Annotated in this window: 18 protein-coding genes; 9 read left to right on the forward strand and 9 right to left on the reverse strand. The window is 73.5% G+C overall.

Going from position 1 to position 21,065, the window contains the following annotated elements; translation table 11 throughout:
- Positions 1–189: 189 nt before the first annotated feature.
- Together C8E97_RS01090 and C8E97_RS01095 are read right to left on the reverse strand one after the other, a co-directional pair.
- Positions 190–1,098 carry an SDR family oxidoreductase gene (locus C8E97_RS01090; protein ID WP_121000786.1) on the reverse strand — a complete coding sequence of 303 codons (909 nt, stop codon included), beginning with the start codon at positions 1,096–1,098 and terminating at the stop codon, positions 190–192.
- On the reverse strand, positions 1,099–1,668 hold the full coding sequence (locus tag C8E97_RS01095; RefSeq protein ID WP_121000789.1) for a TetR/AcrR family transcriptional regulator: 570 nt from the start codon (positions 1,666–1,668) through the stop codon (positions 1,099–1,101).
- A gap of 49 nt (positions 1,669–1,717) precedes the next feature.
- On the opposite strand from C8E97_RS01095, the gene C8E97_RS01100 reads away from it, so the two are divergent.
- Positions 1,718–2,512: an HAD family hydrolase gene (locus tag C8E97_RS01100; RefSeq protein WP_246018591.1), complete on the forward strand. Its 795-nt coding sequence runs from the start codon at positions 1,718–1,720 to the stop codon at positions 2,510–2,512.
- Between the two features lie 41 nt (positions 2,513–2,553).
- On the opposite strand, the gene C8E97_RS01105 is transcribed toward C8E97_RS01100, so the two are convergent.
- From C8E97_RS01105 to C8E97_RS01115, 3 genes are all read right to left on the reverse strand, one after another.
- Positions 2,554–4,146, reverse strand: coding sequence for an SPFH domain-containing protein (locus C8E97_RS01105; RefSeq protein ID WP_170211561.1), 1,593 nt, complete (start codon positions 4,144–4,146; stop codon positions 2,554–2,556).
- Position 4,147: 1 nt separating this feature from the next.
- Entirely contained in the window at positions 4,148–5,341 is a 1,194-nt protein-coding gene (locus tag C8E97_RS01110) for a GUN4 domain-containing protein (RefSeq protein ID WP_147454969.1), read from the reverse strand.
- Between the two features lie 646 nt (positions 5,342–5,987).
- Complete coding sequence (locus C8E97_RS01115) at positions 5,988–6,422, reverse strand: PPOX class F420-dependent oxidoreductase (protein ID WP_121000797.1); 435 nt, start codon at positions 6,420–6,422, stop codon at positions 5,988–5,990.
- A 213-nt stretch (positions 6,423–6,635) separates the two neighbouring features.
- Here C8E97_RS01115 and C8E97_RS01120 point away from each other — a divergent pair, with 213 nt between their 5' ends.
- From C8E97_RS01120 to C8E97_RS01130, 3 genes are all read left to right on the forward strand, one after another.
- On the forward strand, positions 6,636–7,550 hold the full coding sequence (locus tag C8E97_RS01120) for an ABC transporter ATP-binding protein (protein ID WP_121000799.1): 915 nt from the start codon (positions 6,636–6,638) through the stop codon (positions 7,548–7,550).
- Between the two features lies 1 nt (position 7,551).
- Positions 7,552–8,319 carry a hypothetical protein gene (locus C8E97_RS01125; protein ID WP_121000801.1) on the forward strand — a complete coding sequence of 256 codons (768 nt, stop codon included), beginning with the start codon at positions 7,552–7,554 and terminating at the stop codon, positions 8,317–8,319.
- 172 nt (positions 8,320–8,491) lie between these two features.
- The gene (locus tag C8E97_RS01130; RefSeq protein ID WP_121000803.1) at positions 8,492–9,400 is read left to right on the forward strand and encodes an ABC transporter ATP-binding protein; all 909 of its coding nucleotides are present in this window, start codon (positions 8,492–8,494) and stop codon (positions 9,398–9,400) included.
- Positions 9,401–9,423: 23 nt separating this feature from the next.
- Here the strand turns inward: C8E97_RS01130 and C8E97_RS01135 are convergent, their stop codons facing one another.
- Positions 9,424–10,623: a S8 family serine peptidase gene (locus tag C8E97_RS01135; RefSeq protein WP_121000804.1), complete on the reverse strand. Its 1,200-nt coding sequence runs from the start codon at positions 10,621–10,623 to the stop codon at positions 9,424–9,426.
- 232 nt (positions 10,624–10,855) lie between these two features.
- Here C8E97_RS01135 and C8E97_RS01140 point away from each other — a divergent pair, with 232 nt between their 5' ends.
- The 5 genes from C8E97_RS01140 (at position 10,856) to C8E97_RS01160 (ending at position 16,624) form a co-directional block, all read left to right on the forward strand.
- A complete protein-coding gene (locus C8E97_RS01140) occupies positions 10,856–11,437 on the forward strand; it encodes a hypothetical protein (protein ID WP_121000806.1) in 582 nt (193 codons plus the stop codon).
- A 238-nt stretch (positions 11,438–11,675) separates the two neighbouring features.
- Complete coding sequence (gene trmB, locus C8E97_RS01145) at positions 11,676–12,317, forward strand: tRNA (guanosine(46)-N7)-methyltransferase TrmB (RefSeq protein WP_425470651.1); 642 nt, start codon at positions 11,676–11,678, stop codon at positions 12,315–12,317.
- A 154-nt stretch (positions 12,318–12,471) separates the two neighbouring features.
- Positions 12,472–13,587 (forward strand): nitric oxide synthase oxygenase, encoded by a 1,116-nt coding sequence (locus C8E97_RS01150; protein WP_121010519.1) that lies wholly within the window; start codon positions 12,472–12,474, stop codon positions 13,585–13,587.
- 271 nt (positions 13,588–13,858) lie between these two features.
- The gene (locus C8E97_RS01155) at positions 13,859–15,028 is read left to right on the forward strand and encodes a sensor histidine kinase (RefSeq protein ID WP_121000810.1); all 1,170 of its coding nucleotides are present in this window, start codon (positions 13,859–13,861) and stop codon (positions 15,026–15,028) included.
- Between the two features lie 294 nt (positions 15,029–15,322).
- Complete coding sequence (locus tag C8E97_RS01160; RefSeq protein WP_121000812.1) at positions 15,323–16,624, forward strand: amidohydrolase family protein; 1,302 nt, start codon at positions 15,323–15,325, stop codon at positions 16,622–16,624.
- On the opposite strand, the gene C8E97_RS01165 is transcribed toward C8E97_RS01160, so the two are convergent.
- From C8E97_RS01165 to C8E97_RS01175, 3 genes are all read right to left on the reverse strand, one after another.
- Positions 16,625–17,305, reverse strand: a complete 681-nt coding sequence (locus C8E97_RS01165; protein WP_121000814.1) for an SDR family oxidoreductase — start codon at positions 17,303–17,305, stop codon at positions 16,625–16,627.
- A 290-nt stretch (positions 17,306–17,595) separates the two neighbouring features.
- Entirely contained in the window at positions 17,596–19,677 is a 2,082-nt protein-coding gene (locus C8E97_RS01170; protein WP_121000816.1) for a PhoX family protein, read from the reverse strand.
- A gap of 134 nt (positions 19,678–19,811) precedes the next feature.
- Entirely contained in the window at positions 19,812–20,972 is a 1,161-nt protein-coding gene (locus tag C8E97_RS01175) for an MFS transporter (protein ID WP_121000818.1), read from the reverse strand.
- Positions 20,973–21,065: the final 93 nt, after the last annotated feature.

A 21,065-nucleotide genomic window follows, 5' to 3' on the forward strand; every position in this document is an offset into this window, starting at 1 on the left:
ACCACCGACTGCTGACACTAATGACCGCGCAAAGCGTGTCGCCTTTCGAGGAAGGGGCCATGCCTCGACCGCGCAGGGGATTCCCGCGAAAGTGTTTCAGGCTCGCGGCGCCCGCGCGGGAGCGGTAACCGCGGCACGCCGCCCATTCGGTTCTCCGGTGGTCAACCCGCCCATTCCGGCACTACCGCGTCAGCGGTACCGGGAAACGTCGACCGCGGTGGGGTCCAGCCCCGGCTTGACCACTTCCTCGTACCACCGGCCCCAGTCGGGCCGCGAGCCGTCCACGTCGGTGAAGCCGTACTCCCGCATGAGCGTCCACGACGCCAGCGCCCGGCCGGTGAACCGCTCGCGCTCCGGGTCGGCGGCGAGCGCGGCCACCGCGCGCCCGACGTACCGGGGCGTCTCGGACATCGCGTAGTGCGGCTCCTTCGCGATCGCGTCCCGCCAGTTCTCCTCGGTCACCCCGAAGTGCTCCAGCATCTGCTCCGACCGCAGGAAGCCCGGCGTGACGGCGACCGACGTCGTGCCGAACTTCCCGAGGTCCTGCGCGAGCACCACGCCGAACCGCCGGATCGCGACCTTGACCGAGTCGTACGCCAGCATGCCGGAGTACGGCGCCTCGTCGTCGCCGTCGGTCACCTCCACCAGCAGCCCGCCCGGCCGCCGGGTGAGCAGCGGGATGAGCCGGTGCAGCGCCACCAGGTGCGCCTGGACGCTGTTGCGCCACATCGCCAGCTGCCGCTCCAGGTCCTGTTCCCAGAACGGCTTGAAGTCGGCGTCCGCCTCGCCGCCCCACACGTCGTCCACCAGCACGTCGAGCCGCCCGCCCGCCTCGGACTCGATGCGGTCGCGGAAGGCGTCCACGTCGGACGGCACCGTGAAGTCGCACCGCACCGGGACGCCCCGGCCGCCGGCCGCGGTGACCAGCTCGGCGGTCTCCTCGATCGTCTCGTCCCGCCCGATGGGCGACTTCCGCTCCCGCGTCGAGCGCCCGCCGACGAACACCGTCGCGCCCGCCGCGCCCAGCTCCACCGCGATGGCCCGCCCCGCGCCCCGCGTCGCACCCGTGACCGCGGCGACCTTGCCCCGCAATGACATTCAGTTCCCCTTCCACGCGTCCAGCACGGCGTCCACGTCCTCCGCCAGGCGGTCGGCCAAGTCGCCGCGCGGCCGGACCGACCAGTCCACCGCCACCCCGTGCACCAGCACCGTGAGCACCCGCGCCGCGCGTTCCGGCGAGGGCGCGCGCGGCAGGTGCACCCGCCGGGTGAGCGCGAGCACCGTCCGCTCGGCCGCCCCGTAGAGGTCGGCGAGCAGGGCGCGCAGCTCCGGGTCGACCAGGTCGACGCCGAGCTGGGCGAGGTGGTTGCCCGCCTGCCCCGGATCGGCGATGCCCTCGAACCACGACAGCAGCGCGGCCCGCAGCCCGGCCAGGGGGTCGCGCCCCTCGGCCGCCGCGCGCATCCGGCGCTCGACGTCGACCGTCGCCCGCCGGGTCAGCGCCTGGAGCAGGCCGTTCTTCGAGCCGAACCGCTGCGCGACGGTGCCGACCGACACGCCGGCCTCGGCGGCCACCTCGGCCAGGGTGAACGCCGGGCCGCGGCGGCCGATGACCGCGCCGGTGGCGGTCAGCAGGCGTTCGTCGGTGATGGTCTTCGGACGTGGCACCCAGTTATTGAACCATGGTTCATTAATGTCGTCCATTAGGGTGACGCCAGTGACCTGGAGACCGCGCCTGATCGCCCTGGACATCGACGGCACCCTCACCCGCACCGGCGAAGAGGCGGTCGCGCCCGCGGTGCGCGCGGCCATCCACCGGGCCGTCGACCGCGGCGCGCACGTGGTGCTCTCCACCGGGCGCAGCCTCATCGGCACCCGCCCGGTCGTCGACGACCTGCGGCTGCTCGGCACCACCGCGATCTGCTCCAACGGCGCCGTCTGGTGGGACACCACGTCCCGCGAGGTCACCCGCAAGGTCGGGTTCGACGCCGGCCCAGCGGTCGCCGCGCTGCGCGAGCTGTTCCCCGGCGCGGTGTTCGCCACCGAGGTCACCGGCGAGGGCAGCCTGTCGCTCGGCCGGTTCCCCGACGGCGACCTGTGGGGCGTGGTGCGCGAGGTGGACGCCGCCGAGCTGACCGCCGAACCCACGTCCCGCCTGGTCATGCGGTGGGTCGGCCGGACGCCCGACGAGGTGGCGCTGCGGATGCTCGACGTCGAGCTGCCCGGCGTCACGTGGTCGGTGGACCACACGGAGCCCTGGCTGACCGTGTCGCCGTCCGGCGTCACCAAGGGCGCGGCGCTGGAGGAGCTGCGGCGCATCCTCGACGTGCCCGCGGCGGACACCCTCGCCATCGGCGACGGGCACAACGACGTCGAGATGCTGCGGTGGGCCGCGCACGGCGTCGCGATGGGCCAGGCGCCCGCGACGGTGCGCGCGGCGGCGGACGCCGTGACCGGGACCGTGCTGGAGGACGGCGCGGCGCTCGAACTCGACCGCTGGTTCGCGGCCTGAGCGCTCGGGGCAGCACCGGCCCCGAGCGCGCCGACCGCTCGTCACAGCTCCGTGTCGTCCTCCGCGGTGAGGTGGGGATCCTCCGGGTCCTCCGGGTCCTCGCCCTCGATCGCCGCCCGCTCCGCGGGTTCCGGCAGCGTCCGCTGCGCGCCGCCCGCCATCGCCAGCAGCATGTCCTTCGCCTGGCTGAACGGCATCGCCTGGAGCAGCGCCTGGGCCATGCCCGAGTCGCCGCCGCCGACGAACTGCGGCACGTTCGCCTTCACCCACTCGCGCAGCATCCGCTCCAGCGCCACGTTCTGCGCGCCCAGCAGCTCCACCATCGTGGTGAGCTTGATCAGCTCCAGCTTCTTGCGCGCCTCCTCGACCTTCACCTGCTGGAGGTCGATGAGGGTGCGCACCTCCTCGTTCGCGAGCGTCGCCTCCAGCTCGGCCAGCTTCTCGTGCTCCAGCTTGGCCAGCTCCTGCTGGTGGGCGATCTTCCGGCGGATGCGGTTGATCTCCTCGTCGTCGCAGCGGAACTCCTCCAGCGTGGTGGCGAGCCCCTTCACGCCGATCGGGGCCAGCGCCTGCCGCACCTCGGCCGCCAGCTCGTTGCACAGCGCGTCGTACTCGGTGATGAACTGCTGGATGCGGTAGTGGGCGGAGATCCGGCGGAAGTAGCCGGTGACCGTGCCGGCGAGGTGCTTCTCCACGAACCGCTGCACCGACTCGCGCCCGTCCTCGCCGTCCGCGCCGTAGCGCTGCACGAGCCGCGGCGCGGCCTGCGCCGGGATCTCCACCGTCTGCTTCATGTCCAGCCACACCTTGTGCCCCTGGACCTCCAGCTCCACCTGGTCGAGCGACGCGTCGAGGTTGGAGTCCGACTTGTCGCCGCCGTGCCACTCCAGCACCAGCACGCGGGTCGGCACCTTGACGACCTTCGCGAACCACGGGTTGATCGCGTACCGGCCGGCCTCGGCCAGGGTGTCCTGCTGCACGCCGATCCGGCCGCCGCCCGCGAGGAACGCCCACGGCCGCTGGAAGTCCGCGTGCCCCTCGACCGGCGGCCCGACCTCGTTCGGCACCGGTTTCGCGCCGACCCGCGTGACGACCACGCCGGTCTCGCCGATGTCGATCTGCACCTCGCGCAGCGCGTTCACGGTCAGCTCCTCGGCGGCCAGGTCCTCCTCGGGGCTGTGCACGGTGAGCACGTCGAACAGCTCGGTGTTGATCGCGTACGAGCCGCCGGTCAGCGGCTGCTGCTGCCGCCCCATGACGCCCTCCTCGCGCAGGAACCGCGCGCCGTCCTGGAACGAGTCGCAGTCGACGTACTTCGCCACCGCCGAGCCCAGCTCGCGGTTGCGCCCGGCCTTGGCGATCACCACGCCGACCGTCCCGTTGGGCACCGTGACCATCGGGACGACGCGCACCTCGTACAGGAACGGCGGCAGCCAGGCCGTCGTGTTGGGCCGCAGCACCTCGGCCTGCACGCCGCGCGAGCCCAGGAAGCTGACGCGGGCGTCGTCGCCGGGCTTGCGGGCCATGCCGAGCGTCTTCGTCACGATCCCGACCCGGCCCGGCGGGACGCGGTGCAGGCCCTTCCACCACGTGAGCCCGCCGAGCGCGATGAAGGCGATGATCACGTATTCCACTTCAGCGCTCCCAGGATCGCAGTCGGAGGTGCGTCGCCAGCACCGTGGTGGCCCATTCGTCGGGCCATTGCGGGTCGTCTTCGCGGGCCGGGTTCCGCAACGTCGGATAACGCGGGAGATCGTCATTTTCGGCGGTGCGCTCGAATTCGGGATAGGCGAGGACGGTCCCGTCCTCGGCGGAGCGCCAACCCAAAGCGGAGCAGATCTCCCAGAATGGTCGCCTGCCCGTGAGGACGAGCCCGTCGAGGCGTGCGCGTTGCGCGCGGAAACCCCACCGGCCGCCCGACGCGGCGGACCACGCGTCGTCCAGGTCGGTGAGCAGCGCGTCGGTGAGCAGCGCGCCGTCCGTGCCGCGCAGCCCGCCCGTGCGACCCGCCTGCGCGAGCAGCGCGAGCGTGGTGAGCCGGTCCGCCCGCGCCAGCTTGCCCGCGGCCAGCGCGTCCCGGACGCAGTCGACGAACTCCCGCACGCGGGGGCTCGGCGGTTCGGCCACCTCCACCCGTGCCGCGCGCGGCGCCTCGGCAGGCGTGGCGACGGGGCGCGCCGGCGCGGGCGCGGGCAGGTCGCGCACGAGCGAGGTCAGCACGGCCACCGGTGAGCCGACCGGCCGCGCCACCGGCCCGCGGTGCGGCAGGTGCAGGTAGGCGCTCTCCCGGAAGCCCTTCTCCGGCAGGTCGACGCGCACCTCCTCGAACTGGCCGGGCCGCAGGCCGCCCAGCTCGGGCAGCACCGCCCTCCGGTACAGCGACGCCGACAGCAGCTGCGCGAGGTTCCCGTCGGGCGCGGCGCGCAGGGCCCGGCGGAGCACCGCCGAGTCGAGCAACCGGCTCAGCACGACCAGCGCCGGACCGGCGTAGCCGAACGCGCCGGGTGTCAGCACGTCGGTGTGCATCGCGACCCGGAGGCGGATGCGGACGCCGGGGTCGTGGTCCTCGTTGTGGTCGGTGAGCAGGGTGTCCAGCTCGCGCACGAAGGTCCGGACGAGCGCGACCAGCTCGACGTCCGGCGGCAGGACGGCCACCTCGCCGTCACCGGCGGGCTGGCGCACCCAGCCCGCGCGGTCGAGGCCGGCCTGCGCGGACGCCTCGTCGAGCATCCGGTCGAGTTCTTTCTGGATGCGCAACTGGTGGCGGGCGGGCCGCGCCGAGAACTTTTCCACATCGACACCGACGACACAGCGCTCGACGAGTGACAAAGGAGCCTCCTGCGGCGGAGGAGCGTTTCGACGCGCTCGGGGAATTCCAGCCTGGCACCCGCCATGATGTGCACAGCGACCGCTTGACGTGCCGCAATACTGCGGACACCCCGAATCGTTGCCAAAAATGCGCGCCGATGATCTCGGTCGTGGCCGGCGCGGGGCGCGAATGGGGCGGCGGGGATGAGCGGCAGGGCGCGGCGCGGGCGGACGGCACGCGTGCGGCAGGGCGCGGCGCGGGCGGCACGGGTGGGCGGCGGGCACGGCGGGGCGGCGGCAGGTGCGGCGGGCGCGGGCGAGCACGACGCGGGCGGAGCCAGACCAGGCGGGCGGGTCAGGCGCAGCGCGGGGCGGTGCCGGGGCGTGGCGGGTGGTCGGGCGGGTGTGGCGGGGCGCCGGACGCGGCGGGCGGTCGGGTGTGGCGGAGCGGGCAAGGGGGAGCGGGCAAGGGGAAGCGGGCGGAGGGATGCGGGCCGGGAGGCGTGGCGCGTGGCGGCGGTTCGGCGGCGATGTACGTCCTTCGGCTACACCCACACGGGTGAACTCGGTAGGCCGCTCCACCGAACCCCGCGACCGCTCACCCCGACGCGGCGCACGCCCCGCCGAGCCGGTCCGCGCCGGCCACCTCCGCCGAACCCACGTCCCGCTAGTCCGCCACGGCCACCTTCGCCACGACGCGCGCCTCGCGCACCCGCACCACGACCTCGCCCGGTACGCCGTTGCGCTCGGCGTACTCGTCGGCGCGGTCCGCGCCCATGTAGCGGCCGGCGATGCGGCCCGTCCAGTACCGGACCTGCTCGGGGTCGTCCTCGATCTCCGCGCGCCCGGTGACCGTGACGAACGAGAACGGCGGCTCCTCGTCGTCCAGGCAGATCGACAGCCGGCCGTCGCGGACGAGCGAGCGGCCCTTGACGGACTCCAGGTGGGTCGTGAAGACGAGCGTGCCGCCGTCCAGGTCGACCCAGATGGGCGAGACGTGCGGCGAGCCGTCCCTGCGCACGACGGCCAGCTTGCCGGTCCGCGCCGGGGTGGCCGCCACGAACTGCCGCCACCAGCCCTCGGGGGCATCCGTGTAACCCATGCGCACAACCGTAGGGCCGGCCGTTCCCTGAGAACCCCGCGGGGAACCCTCAGGGTGACACTCAGGGTAATCACGGATTACTACGACCGAGGTAGCCGACACCATAAGACTGAAGTCGCACCGACACGTCAACTACAGACCGATGCGGCCGACCCCCTGCACGAGGCAGAGTTGTCGTCGAGATCGGGGCACGTGCCGTCCAGGGGAGAAAACATGATCGAGGCGATCGGCCTCACCAAGCGCTACGGGAACACGGTGGCGGTGGACAACCTGTCCTTCACCATCGCGCCGGGACGCGTCACCGGCTTCCTCGGACCCAACGGCGCGGGCAAGTCGACCACCATGCGCATGATCCTCGGCCTCGACCGGCCGACCTCCGGCAAGGTGCTCATCGACGGCAGGCCGTACGCGAAGCTCGACCGCCCGCTGAAGACGGTCGGCGCGCTGCTGGACGCCAAGTGGGTGCACCCCAACCGCTCCGCGCGGGCGCACCTACAGTGGCTGGCCAAGTCGAACGGGCTGCCGGACCGGCGCGTCGACGAGGTCCTGGACCTGGTCGGCCTGACCAAGGTCGCCAAGCGCCGCGCGGGCGGCTTCTCGCTGGGCATGTCGCAGCGCCTGGGCATCGCCGGCGCGCTGCTCGGCGACCCCAAGGTGCTGCTGTTCGACGAGCCGGTCAACGGCCTCGACCCGGAGGGCATCCTCTGGATCCGCCAGTTCATGCAGGGCCTGGCCGCCGAGGGCCGCACCGTGCTGGTGTCCAGCCACCTGCTGTCGGAGATGGCGCTGACCGCCAGCGAGCTGGTCGTCATCGGCCGGGGCAAGCTGATCTCGCAGTCCAGCACCACCGAGTTCGTGGAGCGGTCCACGGAGAACACCGTGCTGGTCCGCAGCCCGCACGCCGACAAGCTGGGCGCCCTGCTGCTCGACAAGGGCTTCACCGTCCGCGACGACAACGACTCGACGTTGACCGTGTCGGGCGCCACCAGTGACCAGGTCGGTGACATCGCGGCGTCCGCCGGTGTGGTGCTGCACGAGCTGAGCCCCCAGCGCGGTTCGCTGGAAGAGGCGTTCATGCAGCTCACCGGTGATTCTGTCGAGTACCACGCGGCCGAGACGGGAAAGTGACATGACGCTGCTCGCTGTTGAACGGATCAAGCTCTTCACCACCCGCTCGCCGTGGTGGTGCATGCTCCTCGCGCTCGGGCTGACCATCGGCATCAGCGCGGTCATCGCGACGAACTGGAACAACTCGCCGATGCCGGTCGTCGCGACCGTGTACACGCACACGTTCGGCCTGTACGTGATCATGGTGATGGCGGCCCTCGCGGTCACCACCGAGTACCGGTTCGGCACGATCAAGTCGACGTTCCAGGCGGCGCCGGACCGCATCTCGCCGATGGTGGCGAAGGCCGTCGTGGTGACGTTCCTGGCCGGCCTGGTCGGGCTCGCCGTCGGGTTCGGCTCGTGGGGCATCGGCAAGCTGCTCGCCGACGACGCCTCGCAGCTGGCCCTGGAGAGCGCCAACGACTGGCGGCACGTCGCGGGCGTCAGCCTGGTGTACGCGGCCGGCGCGGTGCTCGCGCTGGGCGTCGGGGCGCTGGTGCGCCAGACGGCGGGCGCGGTGTCGATCATCCTGGTGTTCGCGCTGGTGCTGGAGAGCGTGGTCGGGTTCATCCCGAACATCGGCGACGACATCCAGAAGTGGATGCCGTTCAGCGTGGTCAGCAAGTTCATCCTCGGCGAGCCGGACGCGATCGCGGGCGCCGAGGCCGGTGTCGGCGGGCCGCCCACCGTCGGCGACCTGTCGCCGTGGGGTTCGTTCGCCTACTTCGCGGGCGTGGCGCTGGTCGTCTACATCGTCTCGCTGGTGGTCGTGAAGCGCCGGGACGCCTAGGTCGTCCGCCCGCCGGACCGGGATCGGGGCCGGGCCGGCGGGCGTACAGGGGGAAGGGGAAGGAGGGAGCTCGGGTCACCTTCGGGGGGTGGCCCGAGCTTCCGTCTTCCGGGCTCGGCAGTCCAAGCTCGGCAGTCCAGGTTCGGCAACGGTGGATCGGACGGGAGAAGTCATGATCGAAGCGACCGGACTCACCAAGCGCTACGGGAGCACGGTGGCGGTGGACGACCTGTCGTTCTCCGTCGAGGCGGGCCGGGTCACCGGCTTCCTGGGCCCCAACGGGGCCGGCAAGTCGACCACCATGCGGATGATCCTCGGCCTCGACCGGCCGACCTCCGGCAAGGTGCTCGTCGACGGCCGCGCCTACCGCGACCTGCACCGCCCGCTGAGGACGGTCGGCGCGCTGCTGGACGCCAAGTGGGTGCACCCCAACCGCTCCGCGCGGGCGCACCTACAGTGGCTCGCCAAGTCCAACGGCATCCCCGACCGGCGCGTCGACGAGGTCCTGGACCTGGTCGGCCTCACGCAGGTCGCCAAGCGCCGCGCGGGCGGCTTCTCGCTGGGCATGTCGCAGCGCCTGGGCATCGCGGGCACGCTGCTCGGCGACCCCAAGGTGCTGCTGTTCGACGAGCCGGTCAACGGCCTCGACCCGGAGGGCATCCTCTGGATCCGCCAGTTCATGCACCGCCTCGCCGACCAGGGCAGGACCGTCTTCGTCTCCAGCCACCTGCTGTCCGAGATGGCGCAGACCGCGCAGGACCTGATCGTCATCGGCAAGGGCAGGCTGATCGCCCAGACCAGCACCGCGCAGTTCATCAAGGACGCCACCGAGGACACCGTGAAGGTGCGGTCGCCCCAGCTGGACCGATTGCGGGAGCTGCTGGTGGCGCAATCGGCGCGGGTCACCGATTCGATCGAGGACAACGCGCTCGTCGTGCACGGCGTGGAGGCCGCGCGCATCGGTGAACTGGCCGCCGGAAACGGGTTGACCCTTCACGAGTTGAGCCCGCAACTGGGTTCCCTGGAGGAGGCTTTCATGCAACTCACGCGCGAATCCGTGGAATACCACGCACACGAGTAGGGCGCACGAGCAGCGCGCTCCATTCACCCTTTCCGGCACTCGTCGGGCGGCCCGTCCGCGCGATCGGCGGCCCGCCGCGCCCTGCGGCCGCACAGCACGGCCACCACCACCGCCCCCAGTGCCACCGCCCCGAGCGCCACCGCCCCGCCGAGCGCCACCGCGGCCCGCACCCCGCCGTCCCCGGCCGGGTCGCCGCCCGCCCGCCGATCGCCCTCGGGCCGCGTCGGGGCGGGCCGGGTGGGCGGCGGCACCGTCGTCGTCGGCGGCAGGAGCGGGTTCCGGTCGACGCGCGCCACCTCGCCGAGCACCGCCGGACCGGGCGCGACCAGGCCGAACCCGGTGGCGTCGTCCCGGCCGACCGGGCCGAGGTCGGTGGCGGTGGTGACCAGCCGGTGCACCACGTTCCCCGCGTCGAGGTCCGGGTGCCGGGCCCGGACCAGGGCCGCGACCCCGGACACCAGCGCGGTGGCGGCGGAGGTGCCGTCCACCGCCGCGAACCCGGAGGCGGCGACCGACCGGGGAAGCGCGGTGCGGATCCCCTCGGCGGGCGCGGCCAGCACCGTCTCCGGGCCGGTGTTCGACGAGGGCCAGGGCGCGCCGCCGGGCACCGTGCCGGACACCGCGACCACGCCCTCGACACCCGCCGGCGCGCCCACGCGCCCGACGCCCTCGTTCCCGGTGCCCGCCACCACCACGACGTCGTGGTCGAGCGCGTGGGCGACGGCCCGCAGCAGGTCGGGGGTGGTGGGCGCGGTCGAGGTCAGGGAGACGTTGAGCACGTCGGCCCCGTGGTCGACGGCCCACGTGATCCCCTCGGCGACCGCCGCGGTGGTGAAGTTGCCACCGCCCGCGCCGACCGACACCGGCAGGACGCGGGCGGCGGGCGCGACGCCCAGCACGCCGCCGGCCACGCCGCGCCCGGCGATCAGCGCCGCCATCGCGGTGCCGTGCCCGGTGGCGTCCTCCGTGCCGTCGGAGCCCTCCGCCGACCCGAAGCCCGCTCCCGGCAGCAGCGCGCCGGCGAGGTCCGGGACGGTGTCGTCCACGCCGGAGTCGACCACCGCCACCACCACGCCGTCACCGCGCACGACCCGGTGCACCGCGGGCACGCCCAACTCGTCCAGGTGCCACTGCCGTTCGGCGGCCGACCGGGCGGCGGCCGTTCCCGGACACGCCGCCAGGAATAGCGCGACCGATACGGCGGTGAACCCCGCTCGCCCCATCCGGAAATCCTCCTGTGGTCGAGGTCACAGATATTCCGAGTCGTCCGTGTTTCGTCCGTACCCGATAAGGCGATCGGAGTAAGAACCACGTTAAGGCCCCGTGAACTCCCGCACAGCACCATGACAGGATCAGCTGAACAGGGTCAGATGGAAAGCAGCGAATCGTGAGGTGGCCACCGACCGCACACGAATTCGCTCACCCCCCGTCAAGGAACCCACCGGAGGTGAACCCGTGACGGTGCTCGATCCGAACCGCAACGCCGGCCCGTCGGCGACCGCGGCCGAGGAACTGCCCCGGCAACGCGACCACGCCCTGCGCGTCGTACCGATGATGGCGCTCGAATGGTCCCAGGCCATCGAACCCGCCGGCTCCGCCGGCCTCGCCACCGAGCCCGCCCAGACCCGCCGCGCCTGGATACACCGGGCCGACGAGCAGCAGGTGCTCGCCCTCTACCGGGCCGTCGGCGGCGACGCGCCCGCGCCCTGGTGGCTGCGCGCCCTCGACCGGGGCGGCCTGCCCTCCCGCGCGGCCGGCTTCGCCGTCGAGGACGAGGTGTCCGACCTGCTGGCGCGCCGACCGGGCTGGGTCTTCGTGCCGTGGGCGGCGGACGGCGAGGTCGGCTACTGGGAGTTCGTGCCGTCGGAGAGCGGCGTGTGCGGCCCGGCCGAACCCACCACCGTCCAGTTCACCGACCGGCACCCCGGCTGGGTGGACGTGCTCCCCGCGCACCGGGGTCCCGGCCCGCGCCGGCCCGTCGCGGTCACCCCGGCCCGGCTGCGCGAGCGGATCGAGGAGCTGGAGCGCATCGCCTGACCTGGCGGATCGCCTGACCGGGCACGGCGCCGGCAGGCGCGCCGGCGCGTGGCCACCACCGGGCACGGCGCCGGCAGGCGCGCGGGCGCGGGGTCACCACCGGGCGCGGCGTCGCTCGACGTCGCCGCGCGGCCCGCGCCGCCGCGCCCACCGCCTAGGCTGTACGCCCGTGACGACGTCCAGCCAGCGCCCGCCCCACCACCGGTCCATCGTGAGCTACGTCCAGCGCGGTGAACGGATGACCGTGGGCCAGCAGCGGGCCTGGGACCGCCACTGGGAGCGCCTCGGCCGCGAGGTCGCGGCGCTCCCGGCCGGCCCCCTGGACTTCGCCGGGTGGTTCGGCCGCGACGCGCCCGTGCTGCTGGAGATCGGCTCGGGCATGGGCGAGACCACCGCCCAGCTGGTCGCCGCCGCGCCCGAGCTGAACTACGTGGCCGTCGAGGTCTACAAGCCCGGCCTGGCGCAGCTGCTGATGCGCGCCGAGAACCTGGGCGCGACGAACCTGCGCGTGCTGCGCGGTGACGCCGTCGACCTGCTCACCGACCACGTGGCACCAGACTCGCTGGCCGGGGTGCGCATCTTCTTCCCCGACCCGTGGCCCAAGAAGAAGCACCACAAGCGCCGCCTCGTGCAGCCGGCGTTCGTGCGCCTGCTCGCCACCCGGCTGGCGCCCGGCGGCACCCTCCACCTCGCGACGGACTGGGAGCACTACGCGGAGCAGATGCTGGAGGTCTGCTCGGCCGAGCCGCTGCTGCGCAACCGGTACGAGCGGTGGGCCCCGCGGCCGGACTGGCGTCCCGTGACGAAGTTCGAGCAGCGGGCCGTGGAGGAGGACCGGGTCAGCCACGACCTCATGTTCGAACGGGTGGAACTCACCTGACCGTGTCATAAAGTTGCGGCAACGATCGACCGATGCGGCAACTCAGCGTTCCTTCATCACCCGGTGGGGTGGATGCCGTCGATCACCGGTCGTGCCCCGTCCGGCAGTGACGCGTGACACCGGTCCGCAACTACGGTTGCCGCCCGTGACCGCCATGCACACCACGGAATCGACGGCGCTCGACCCGGCCGCGGCGGAGGGCTTCCTCCGCATGTTCCACATCGCGCACCCGGAAGCCGGGCCCGTCGGCACCCGCCTCGCGCGGGTGCGCGAGGAGATCGCCGACACCGGCACCTACCGGCACACCGCGTCGGAGCTGGCGTACGGCGCGCGCGTCGCGCTGCGCGACAGCGGCTGGTGCACCAGCGGCGTGCCGTGGCGGCGGCTCAAGGTCCGCGACCTGCGCGGCTGCCGCGACGCCGCCACCGTGGCCGCCGAGTGCGTCGAGCACCTCCGCCTGGCCACGAACGACGGCCGCATCCGACCCCTCGTCACGGTCTTCGCGCCCGACGCGCCCGCGCGGCCCGGACCGCGCGTCTGGAACGAGCAGGCGGTCCGGTACGCGGGCCACGCCGACGGCACGGGCGACCGCCGCTACCGCGCGTTCACCGGCGCCGTGCGCGCGATGGGCTGGCAGCCGCCCGCGGCACCCGGGCCGTTCGACGTCCTGCCGCTGGTGGTGGAGACCGAGCACGAGGGGCCGCGGCTGTTCGCCGTGCCGCCCGAGGTGGTGCACGAGGTGTCCCTGGAGCACCCCGACCTGCCGTGGTTCGGGTCGCTGGGGCTGCGCTGGCACGCCGTGCCCCTCATCACGAACATGCGGCTGTCCATCGGCGGCGTCCACTACCCGGCCGCGCCGTTCAACACCTGGTTCGTCGGCTCCGAGATCGGCGCGCGCAGCCTCGCCGACGAGCACGCCTACGGCGCGGCGCGGCCGGTCGCCGAGGCGCTCGGCCTGGACACCTCCGCCGAGCGGTCCCTGTGGCGGGACCGGGCCGTGGTCGAGCTGAACCGGGCCGTCCTGCACTCGTTCGACCTGGCCGGGGTCACCGTGACCGACCACCACGCGGAGTCGCTGCACCGGCTGTCCTGGCTGCGCTCCCGCCAGCGGCCGGCCGGCGAGCGCCCCGCGTTCCGGCTCGACCCGGCCGCCGCCCGGCGCGCCAGGGCGGGCGGTCCGGCCCGCTTTTCCGGCAGCCCGGTGGAAACCACCCGACCGCATTCCACCGGCCGACTTGCGGAACTGCTCCGCCGGCCCGCCGAAAAATGATCACCTCACCGCTGCGAATCGACCAGCACCCCCGCCAGCGCCATCAGGACCAGCACCAACAGGCCGAGTACCGCGCCCGCCCACGTCGCCACCGCACTGAACACCACGTTCCTCCGTTCCCCGACTGCCACTCCAGAGTCACCCCGGAAAAGGTCGTCCCACATCGGCCACCGGGGTATTTCCGGTCGCGTTCGGGTCAGTCCGGTGGATGACCGACACCACGACCGGGGTCGGACGCGGGATCAGCCCGGAGGACATACGGTGACGTCCCGTGGAGAGCACTCACCTCGGCTGGCGCGCCCTGGCCCGCCGCCAGTGGCCGCTGGCCTGCGCCCTGCTCTTCCTGATCGGCACCGAGGCGTTCGCCGTCGACACCTGGTGGCAGCTGCCCGGTTCCCTCGTCCTGGGCGGGCTCGCGGTGCTCGCGCCGCGCCGACCGTTCGACGCGGCCCTCGCGGCGGCGACCGCGCTGCTGGCGAGCTCGGTGCTGCTGCGCGCGGCGAACGTCCCGCCGACCGTGCCGCTGGTCTCGGGCACGACGCTGTCCGAGGCCGCGGCCGTGATGGCCACCGTGGCGATCGTCGTGCGGCAGGGGACGGTCAGGCGGGTGCTCGTCGGCACGGCGGCGCTGGTCGCGGCGGTGGTCGCGACCGCGGCGATCCGGCCGTCGTACTGGGACCGGTACTACCGGGACCTCGACTACACCGGGCCGAGCACCACGGGGCAGCTCATCGCCGGGACGGTCCTCCTGACGCTCTCGATCGGGACCGGCCTGTACTTCCGCGCCCGCGACCGGGAGCGCGCCACGCTGATGCGGTCCGAGGTGGCGGCGGCGCAGCACGCCGAGCGGATGGCGCTGGCCCGCGAGCTGCACGACGTGGTGGCGCACTACGTGACGGGGATCGTCGTGCACGCCCAGGCGGCGCAGGCCGTGCCCGGTGCGGAGCGCGACGTGCTGCCGCTCATCGCGCGGAGCGGCAACGAGGCGCTGACCGCGATGCGGCGGCTGGTGGGCACGCTGCGCGGGTCGGAGACCGACGCGCCCGCCGCGACCAGCGACCTGGCGGACGACGTGCGGCAGGTGGTGGCGCAGTCCGGGCAGCCCGTGCGGTTGAGCCTGGACCTGCCGTCGGTGGTGCCGCCCGCGCTGGGGCGCTCGGTGCTGCGGCTGGTGCAGGAGTCGCTGACCAACACGCGCAAGCACGCCGGCGGGGTGACCGGCGTGGACGTCTCGGTGTCGGTCGTGTCCGACGTGGTGCACGTGGTGGTCACCGACGACGGCCGCGCGCCGAAGTCCGCGCCGGTGGGCGGGTCCGGCGGGTTCGGGCTGGTCGGGATGCGGGAGCGCGTGGAGCTGCTGGGCGGCCGGTTCAGCGCCGGTCCCCGGGAGTCGGGCGGGTGGGAGGTGCGGGCCGAGCTGCCCGTGGCCGAGGAGCCGTGACGCGCCGACCCGGTGGCCGGGCGCGGGTGGCGACGGCGGACCCCGGTCGGTGACACGGTGCGGCGGCGCGCCGGTGCGTGCGACTTGGCGGTGCGGTGGCGCGGCGGTGCGAGCGGCTTGGTGGGCGGCACGGCCTGGCGAGCGGCACGGCTTGACGCGGTGGCGGGGGTTTCAGGGCGGCGCGGCTCGGCGGCTTTCGGCCGGCGGTGCGGCGGGGTGGTCGGCGCGGTTCGTGGTCGGTGATCGGCCGAGCGCGGGAGTGCCGGCGCCGGCGCGTGCGGCAGGATCAGTGGTATGTCGTTGCGCCTGCACGCCCCCGTGGTCCTGCCGTGTGATCCGTCCTGCACCGTGCTGAGGGACGCGGTCGTCGACGTCGTCGCCGGCCGCGTGACCCACGTCGGACCCGCCGCCGACGCGCCCGCCTTCGACGGCGAGGTCCGCGAGCTGACCGGGATCCTGCTGCCCGGCCTGGTGAACACCCACGCGCACAGCCCGATGGTGGTGCTGCGCGGCCTGGGCGGCGACCTGCCGCTGCTGCGCTGGCTGCGGGAGGCCATGTGGCCCGCCGAGGCGAAGATGGTCCCGTCGGACATCCGCGCGGGGATGCTGCTCGGCGCGGTGGAGATGCTGCGCAACGGCGTGACGACGAGCGCGGAGATGTACTTCCACGGCGCGGAGCTCACCGAGGCCGTGCTGGCGGCCGGGTCGCGGGTGGTGTTCGGCGCGGCGATCATGGACCTGCCGGGGCTGCCGTGGCGGCCGATGACCGACGAGATCACGCGGTGGATCGACGCCGACGGCCTGCGGTTCGGGCCGCACGAGCGGGTCGAGCTGTCCTACGGGCCGCACTCGGCCTACCTGCTGTCGCCCGACGCGCTGGCGACCATCGCCGGCGAGGCGCGGGACCGGGGCGCGCTGGTGCAGATCCACGTGGCCGAGTCGCCGGAGGAGGACACCGCCCAGCGCGCCTCGTTCGGGTCGGTGCCGAGGCTGCTGGAGCAGTCCGGGGTGCTCGGCGGGCGGGTGCTGTCGGCGCACTCCGTGCACCTGTCGGAGGAGGACGTCGCCATCTACGCCCGGCACCGGGTCGGCGTCGCGCACTGCCCCGGCTCGAACACCAAGCTCGCGTCCGGCATCGCGCCGCTGCGGGGCTACCTCGACGCCGGCGTGCCGGTGGGGCTCGGCACGGACGGGCCGGCGTCCAACGACGACCTCGACCTGTTCGAGGAGGCCCGGCTGGCGGCGCTGCTGTCGCGGGTGACGACGATGGACGCCACCTCGATGCGCGCGGCGGACGCGCTGCTGCTGGCCACGCGCGGCGGCGCGGCGGCGCTCGGGCGGGACGACCTCGGCGCGCTGGAGGCCGGGCGGTGGGGTGACGTCGTGCACGTGGACGTCGACGACCCGGCCTTCGCGACCGGGCTCGACGCGCCCGACGAGCAGGTGCTGGCGAACCTCGTGTGGGCGTCCGGCACGCGCCGGGTCAAGGACGTGTGGGTCGCCGGCGAGCAGGTCGTGGCGGACGGCGAGACCACCCGCGTGGACCGGCGGGAGGCCCAGGCGGGTGTCGCGGCGGTGTCCCGTCGGCTGCGCTAGCTAGCGGGGTCGCGGGCGCAGGACGACCTCGGTGACGTGCGCGTCCTCGTCGGCCTCGACGGCGGCGAGGACGGCCTTCGCGACCGAGTCGGCGGTCAGGTACCGGTCGGGCTCGTAGTCGCCGGCCTCCTGGGCGCGGATGCCCCGCTGCATGTCGGTGTCGACGCGGCCGGGGTGGATCGAGGTGACGCGGAGGCCGGGCTCCTCGGCGCGCAGGACGTCGGCGTAGGCGCGGAGGGCGAACTTGCTCGCCGCGTACGCGCCCCACCCGGGGTTGGCGCGCAGGCCCGCGCCGGAGTTGACCAGGACGACGTGGCCGTTGGCCGCGCGCAGCAGCGGGAGGGTCAGCCGGGTCAGCTCGGCGACCGCGACCACGTTCAGCTCCAGCGTGCGCCGCCAGGTGTCGGCGGTGGTCCCGACCAGCGTGCCCAGTTCGGCGAGGCCGGCGCTGTGGACGAGGAGGTCGAGGCGGGACAGCGCCGCCGTGGCGTCGGCGAGGGCCCGGTCGTCGGTCAGCTCCACCGGCCACGGCGTGGCGTTGGGCAGGTCGGTGGCGCGGGACAGGGCGTCGGCGTCGCGCCCGCCGAGGAGCAGGTCGTGGGTGGGCGCGAGCCTGCGGGCGACGGCGAGGCCGATGCCTCGGGACGCGCCGGTGATCAGTGCCACGGGTCGATCGGTCATGGGCAGACCCTAAGCTCGCGCGGGGGTGCTCGCGGTGTGAGCACCCCCGGCGCACAGCCGACCACGGGGGTACGACAGAGCCGGGCGGGCGGCTGGAGGAGCCGGACAGGTCGTGGACCCGCCCGGCTCCCGTGGTGGTCCAGCGCCGCCGCCCGCGCGCCGCCGGGACCACCCGTCGGGCACCGCACCGGCGTTCGACCAGGGCCGGCGGTCGGCTACCGCACCGCCGAGGCCACCGTGCCGCCGAGGCCGGCGGTCGGTCACCGCGCCGGTGGTCCACCCACCAACGGTCAGCCGCAGATGCGGCCCCGGTCCTTCTTCCACGCCGCGACCACGGCCGGCCGGGGCTGGCTCGCGCCGCCGTCCGGCCAGTGCGACAGCGGGTTCTTCGCCGACGCCCCGTCGATCTCGCCGGGGTGCTGGACCGACACCAGCACGAAGTCGTCCTCGACCACCGGGCCGCACGTCTCCGCGCCCTTCGGCACCGTCAGGAACTGCTTGACCCTGCCCCGGTACCGACCCTCCACCGGCACGGCGAAGAGGCCGTCGTTGGACTTCAGGGCGTTGCCGTCGGTCGAGATCCACAGGTTGCCGTGCGAGTCGAAGGCCAGGTTGTCCGGGCACGAGATCGGCGACACCTGCGTCTTGTCGTAGCCGCCGAAGTAGGTGTCGGGCGACGTCGGGTCGCCGCACACCAGCAGCAGCTTCCACGAGAACGTCAGCGCGGTGTTGTCGCCGCGCCGCTCCTCCAGCTCCAGCACGTGCCCGTGGCGGTTGTTCACGCGCGGGTTCGGCTCGGTGGCGCCCTCCTTGCCCGCCTTGCCCCGGTCGGTGTTGTTGGTCAGCGCCGCGTAGACCCGCCGGTTGCGCGGGTTGGGCTCGACGTCCTCCGGGCGGTCCATCCTGGTCGCGCCCGCCTTGTCCGCCGCGAGGCGGGTGAAGACGTAGACCTCCTCCGCCGTGAAGCCGTCCACGTGGGACTTGTCGCCGGACGCGAGCGGGATCCACTGGCCGCTGCCGTCGAACTCGCCGTCCGCCGGGAGCTTGCCGGTGCCGTCGATCTCCGCCGCCGGGCTGTCGCCGCTGAACTTCGCGACGTACAGGGTGCCGCGGTCGAGCAGCTTCTTGTTGTGCTCACGGGCGTGGCGGCTGTTGCCCGGCTTGTACCGCTCGGCGGAGACGAACTTGTACATGTAGTCGAACCGCTCGTCGTCGCCCATGTACGCGACGACCCGGCCGTCACGGGCGATGATGACGTTCGCGCCCTCGTGCTTGAAGCGGCCCAGGGCGGTGTGCTTGACCGGCGTCGAGTCCGGGTCGAGCGGGTCGACCTCGACGACCCAGCCGAACCGGTTGACCTCGTTCGGCTCCTGCGCCACGTCGAACCGCTTGTCGAACCGCTCCCACTTGCGGGTCGACGCCGCGCCGGACAGGCCGTAGCGGGCCAGCCGCGCCTTCTGCTCCGGGTCGGTGACGCTGCCCGCGTTGGCGAAGTACTGGTTGAAGTTCTCCTCGCCGGACAGGATCGTGCCCCACGGCGTCACGCCGCCCGCGCAGTTGTTCAGCGTGCCCAGGACCTTCGTGCCGGTCGGGTCGGCCGACGTCTTGAGGTACCGCGAACCGGCCGCCGGGCCGGTCACCTTGAACTCGGAGGTGACCGTGATGCGGCGGTTGTAGCGGCGGTCCACCTTCGGGACGAGCTTGCCGCTGCGGCGGTCGCGCTCCACGAGCACCACGGACAGGCCGTGCGCGGCCCACGCGATCTCGGTCTGCTCGCGGGTCGGGTTGGCGGGGTCCCAGTCGCGGAACAGGAACTCCTCGGTCGTGTACTCGTGGTTGCTCACCATGAGCCAGCGGTTCCAGTGGTCGAGCGGGACCAGGCCGCAGAAGTCGTTGTTGTAGCCGAACTGCTTCGCCTGCGCGGCGGGCGTCTGCCGGTCGAAGTCGAACTCGGGCGCGCCGGGCAGCACCGGGTCGCCCCAGCGGATCACGACGGCCGACTCGTAACCCTCCGGCGTGACGACGCGGTCCTCGGTGTTCGGCGCGACCGGCGCGAAGTTCAGGCCGTCCCGGCGACGGCCGCCGCCGAGGTCGCGGTCCGCCTCGACCTCGGGCGCCGCGCTCGCGGCGCCCGCACCGACCAGCCCGACGCCCGCGCCCGCGACCGCGAGCACCGCGCCCGCCTTCAACAGGCCGCGCCGGCGCACGACCTCGCCGACGACGTCACCGAAGTAGGCGTTGCCGGACGTGTTGGGAGCCTCGTGCGCGCAGGCGTCGCCGCAGCGGTACTTGCAGGTGATCGCCGACCGCCCGAGGGGGTGGTCGGGCAGCAGGGGCAGCAGGCGACGGCCCCGATCGGTGGATGAGGACACGCGGACCTCCGAGATCGCTCAGTGGGAACCCGGCGACCGTAGGTCGGCAACCACTCATCCAACGGACGACGAGGTGAACGGCAGGCGAACACCTCACCCCTTCGCCAACCGGAACCGGCTGGTCACGGCACGTGTCAGCCCACCACGTCCTCGCCGACGAGCACGTCCTCCGCCGTGACCGGCCGGTCCGCCGACCGCCCGACCACCAGCAGGCCGGCGGCGAGCACGCAGCACGCGGCGGCGACCACGAACGGCTGGGCGAGGTGGCTGACGAACGTCGCCGCCAGCGCGCCGCCGAGCCAGCGCAGGAAGTTGTAGCCCGCGCTCGCGACCGGCCGCGGCGCCGGGCTGACGCTCATCGCCGTGCCGGTGAACAGGGTGTTCAGCAGCCCGCTCACCAGGCCGCTGACGATCACCGCGACCACCAGCAGCGACTTGTTCGGCACCGCCATGACCAGCATCAGCGCCGCGAACGCGAGCACGGCGACGACGGTCGCCCGGCGCTCGCCCCACCGGTCGGCCAGCCGCGGCGCGAGCCACACGCTGGACACCGCGACGCACACGCCCCAGCCGAAGAAGATCAGGCCGATCTCCACCGCGCCCCAGCCCAGCACGAACGGCGACCACGCGAGGACGGCGAAGAACGCGGCGGTGTAGAGGGCGGAGCCGAGGGCCGTGCGCAGCAGGCCGGGGTGCTTGAGCGCCTTCAAGGGGTCGAGCAGGCCGATGGACTGCCGGGGCTTGTCGTTGGCGAGGAAGACCGAGCACAGCACGAACGCGACGGCCATCAGCACGGCCGTCCCGACGAACGGGCCGCGCCAGGAGATGCTGCCGAGCAGCGCGCCGAGCAGCGGACCGACGGACAGGCCGAGGCCGAGGGCGGCCTCGTAGAGCAGGATCGCCTTGCCCTGGCCGCCGGAGGCCGCGCCGACGATGACGCTGAGGGCGGTGGCGATGAAGAAGGCGTTGCCCAGGCCCCACACGGCGCGCAGGGCGACGAGCTGGGTGATGTTCGCCGCGAGCGAGCAGAGGAGGGTCGCGACCACGATCAGCGCGAGGCCCGCGACGAGCGTCCGCTTGGCGCCGTACCGGGCGCTGGCCGCCCCGGTGAACAGCATGGCGACCACCTGGACGCCGAGGTAGGAGGAGAAGAGCAGGGTGACTTGCGACGGCGTGGCGTGCAGGCCCTCCGCGATCGACAGCAGGATCGGGTCGACGAGCCCGATGCCCATGAACGCGATCACCGCGGCGAACGCCGTGACCCACACCTGACGGGGTTGGTCGAGGAAACTCACTTAGCTACCCTAACAAACTTTGGTTAGGGTAGCTAAGTAAGTCTGCTCACAGCGGGTGAGCGGAGATCGACGGAAGGCCGGCACCGCCGTCAC

The sequence above is a fragment of the Saccharothrix australiensis genome (assembly GCF_003634935.1).
GTDB lineage: Bacteria > Actinomycetota > Actinomycetes > Mycobacteriales > Pseudonocardiaceae > Actinosynnema > Actinosynnema australiense.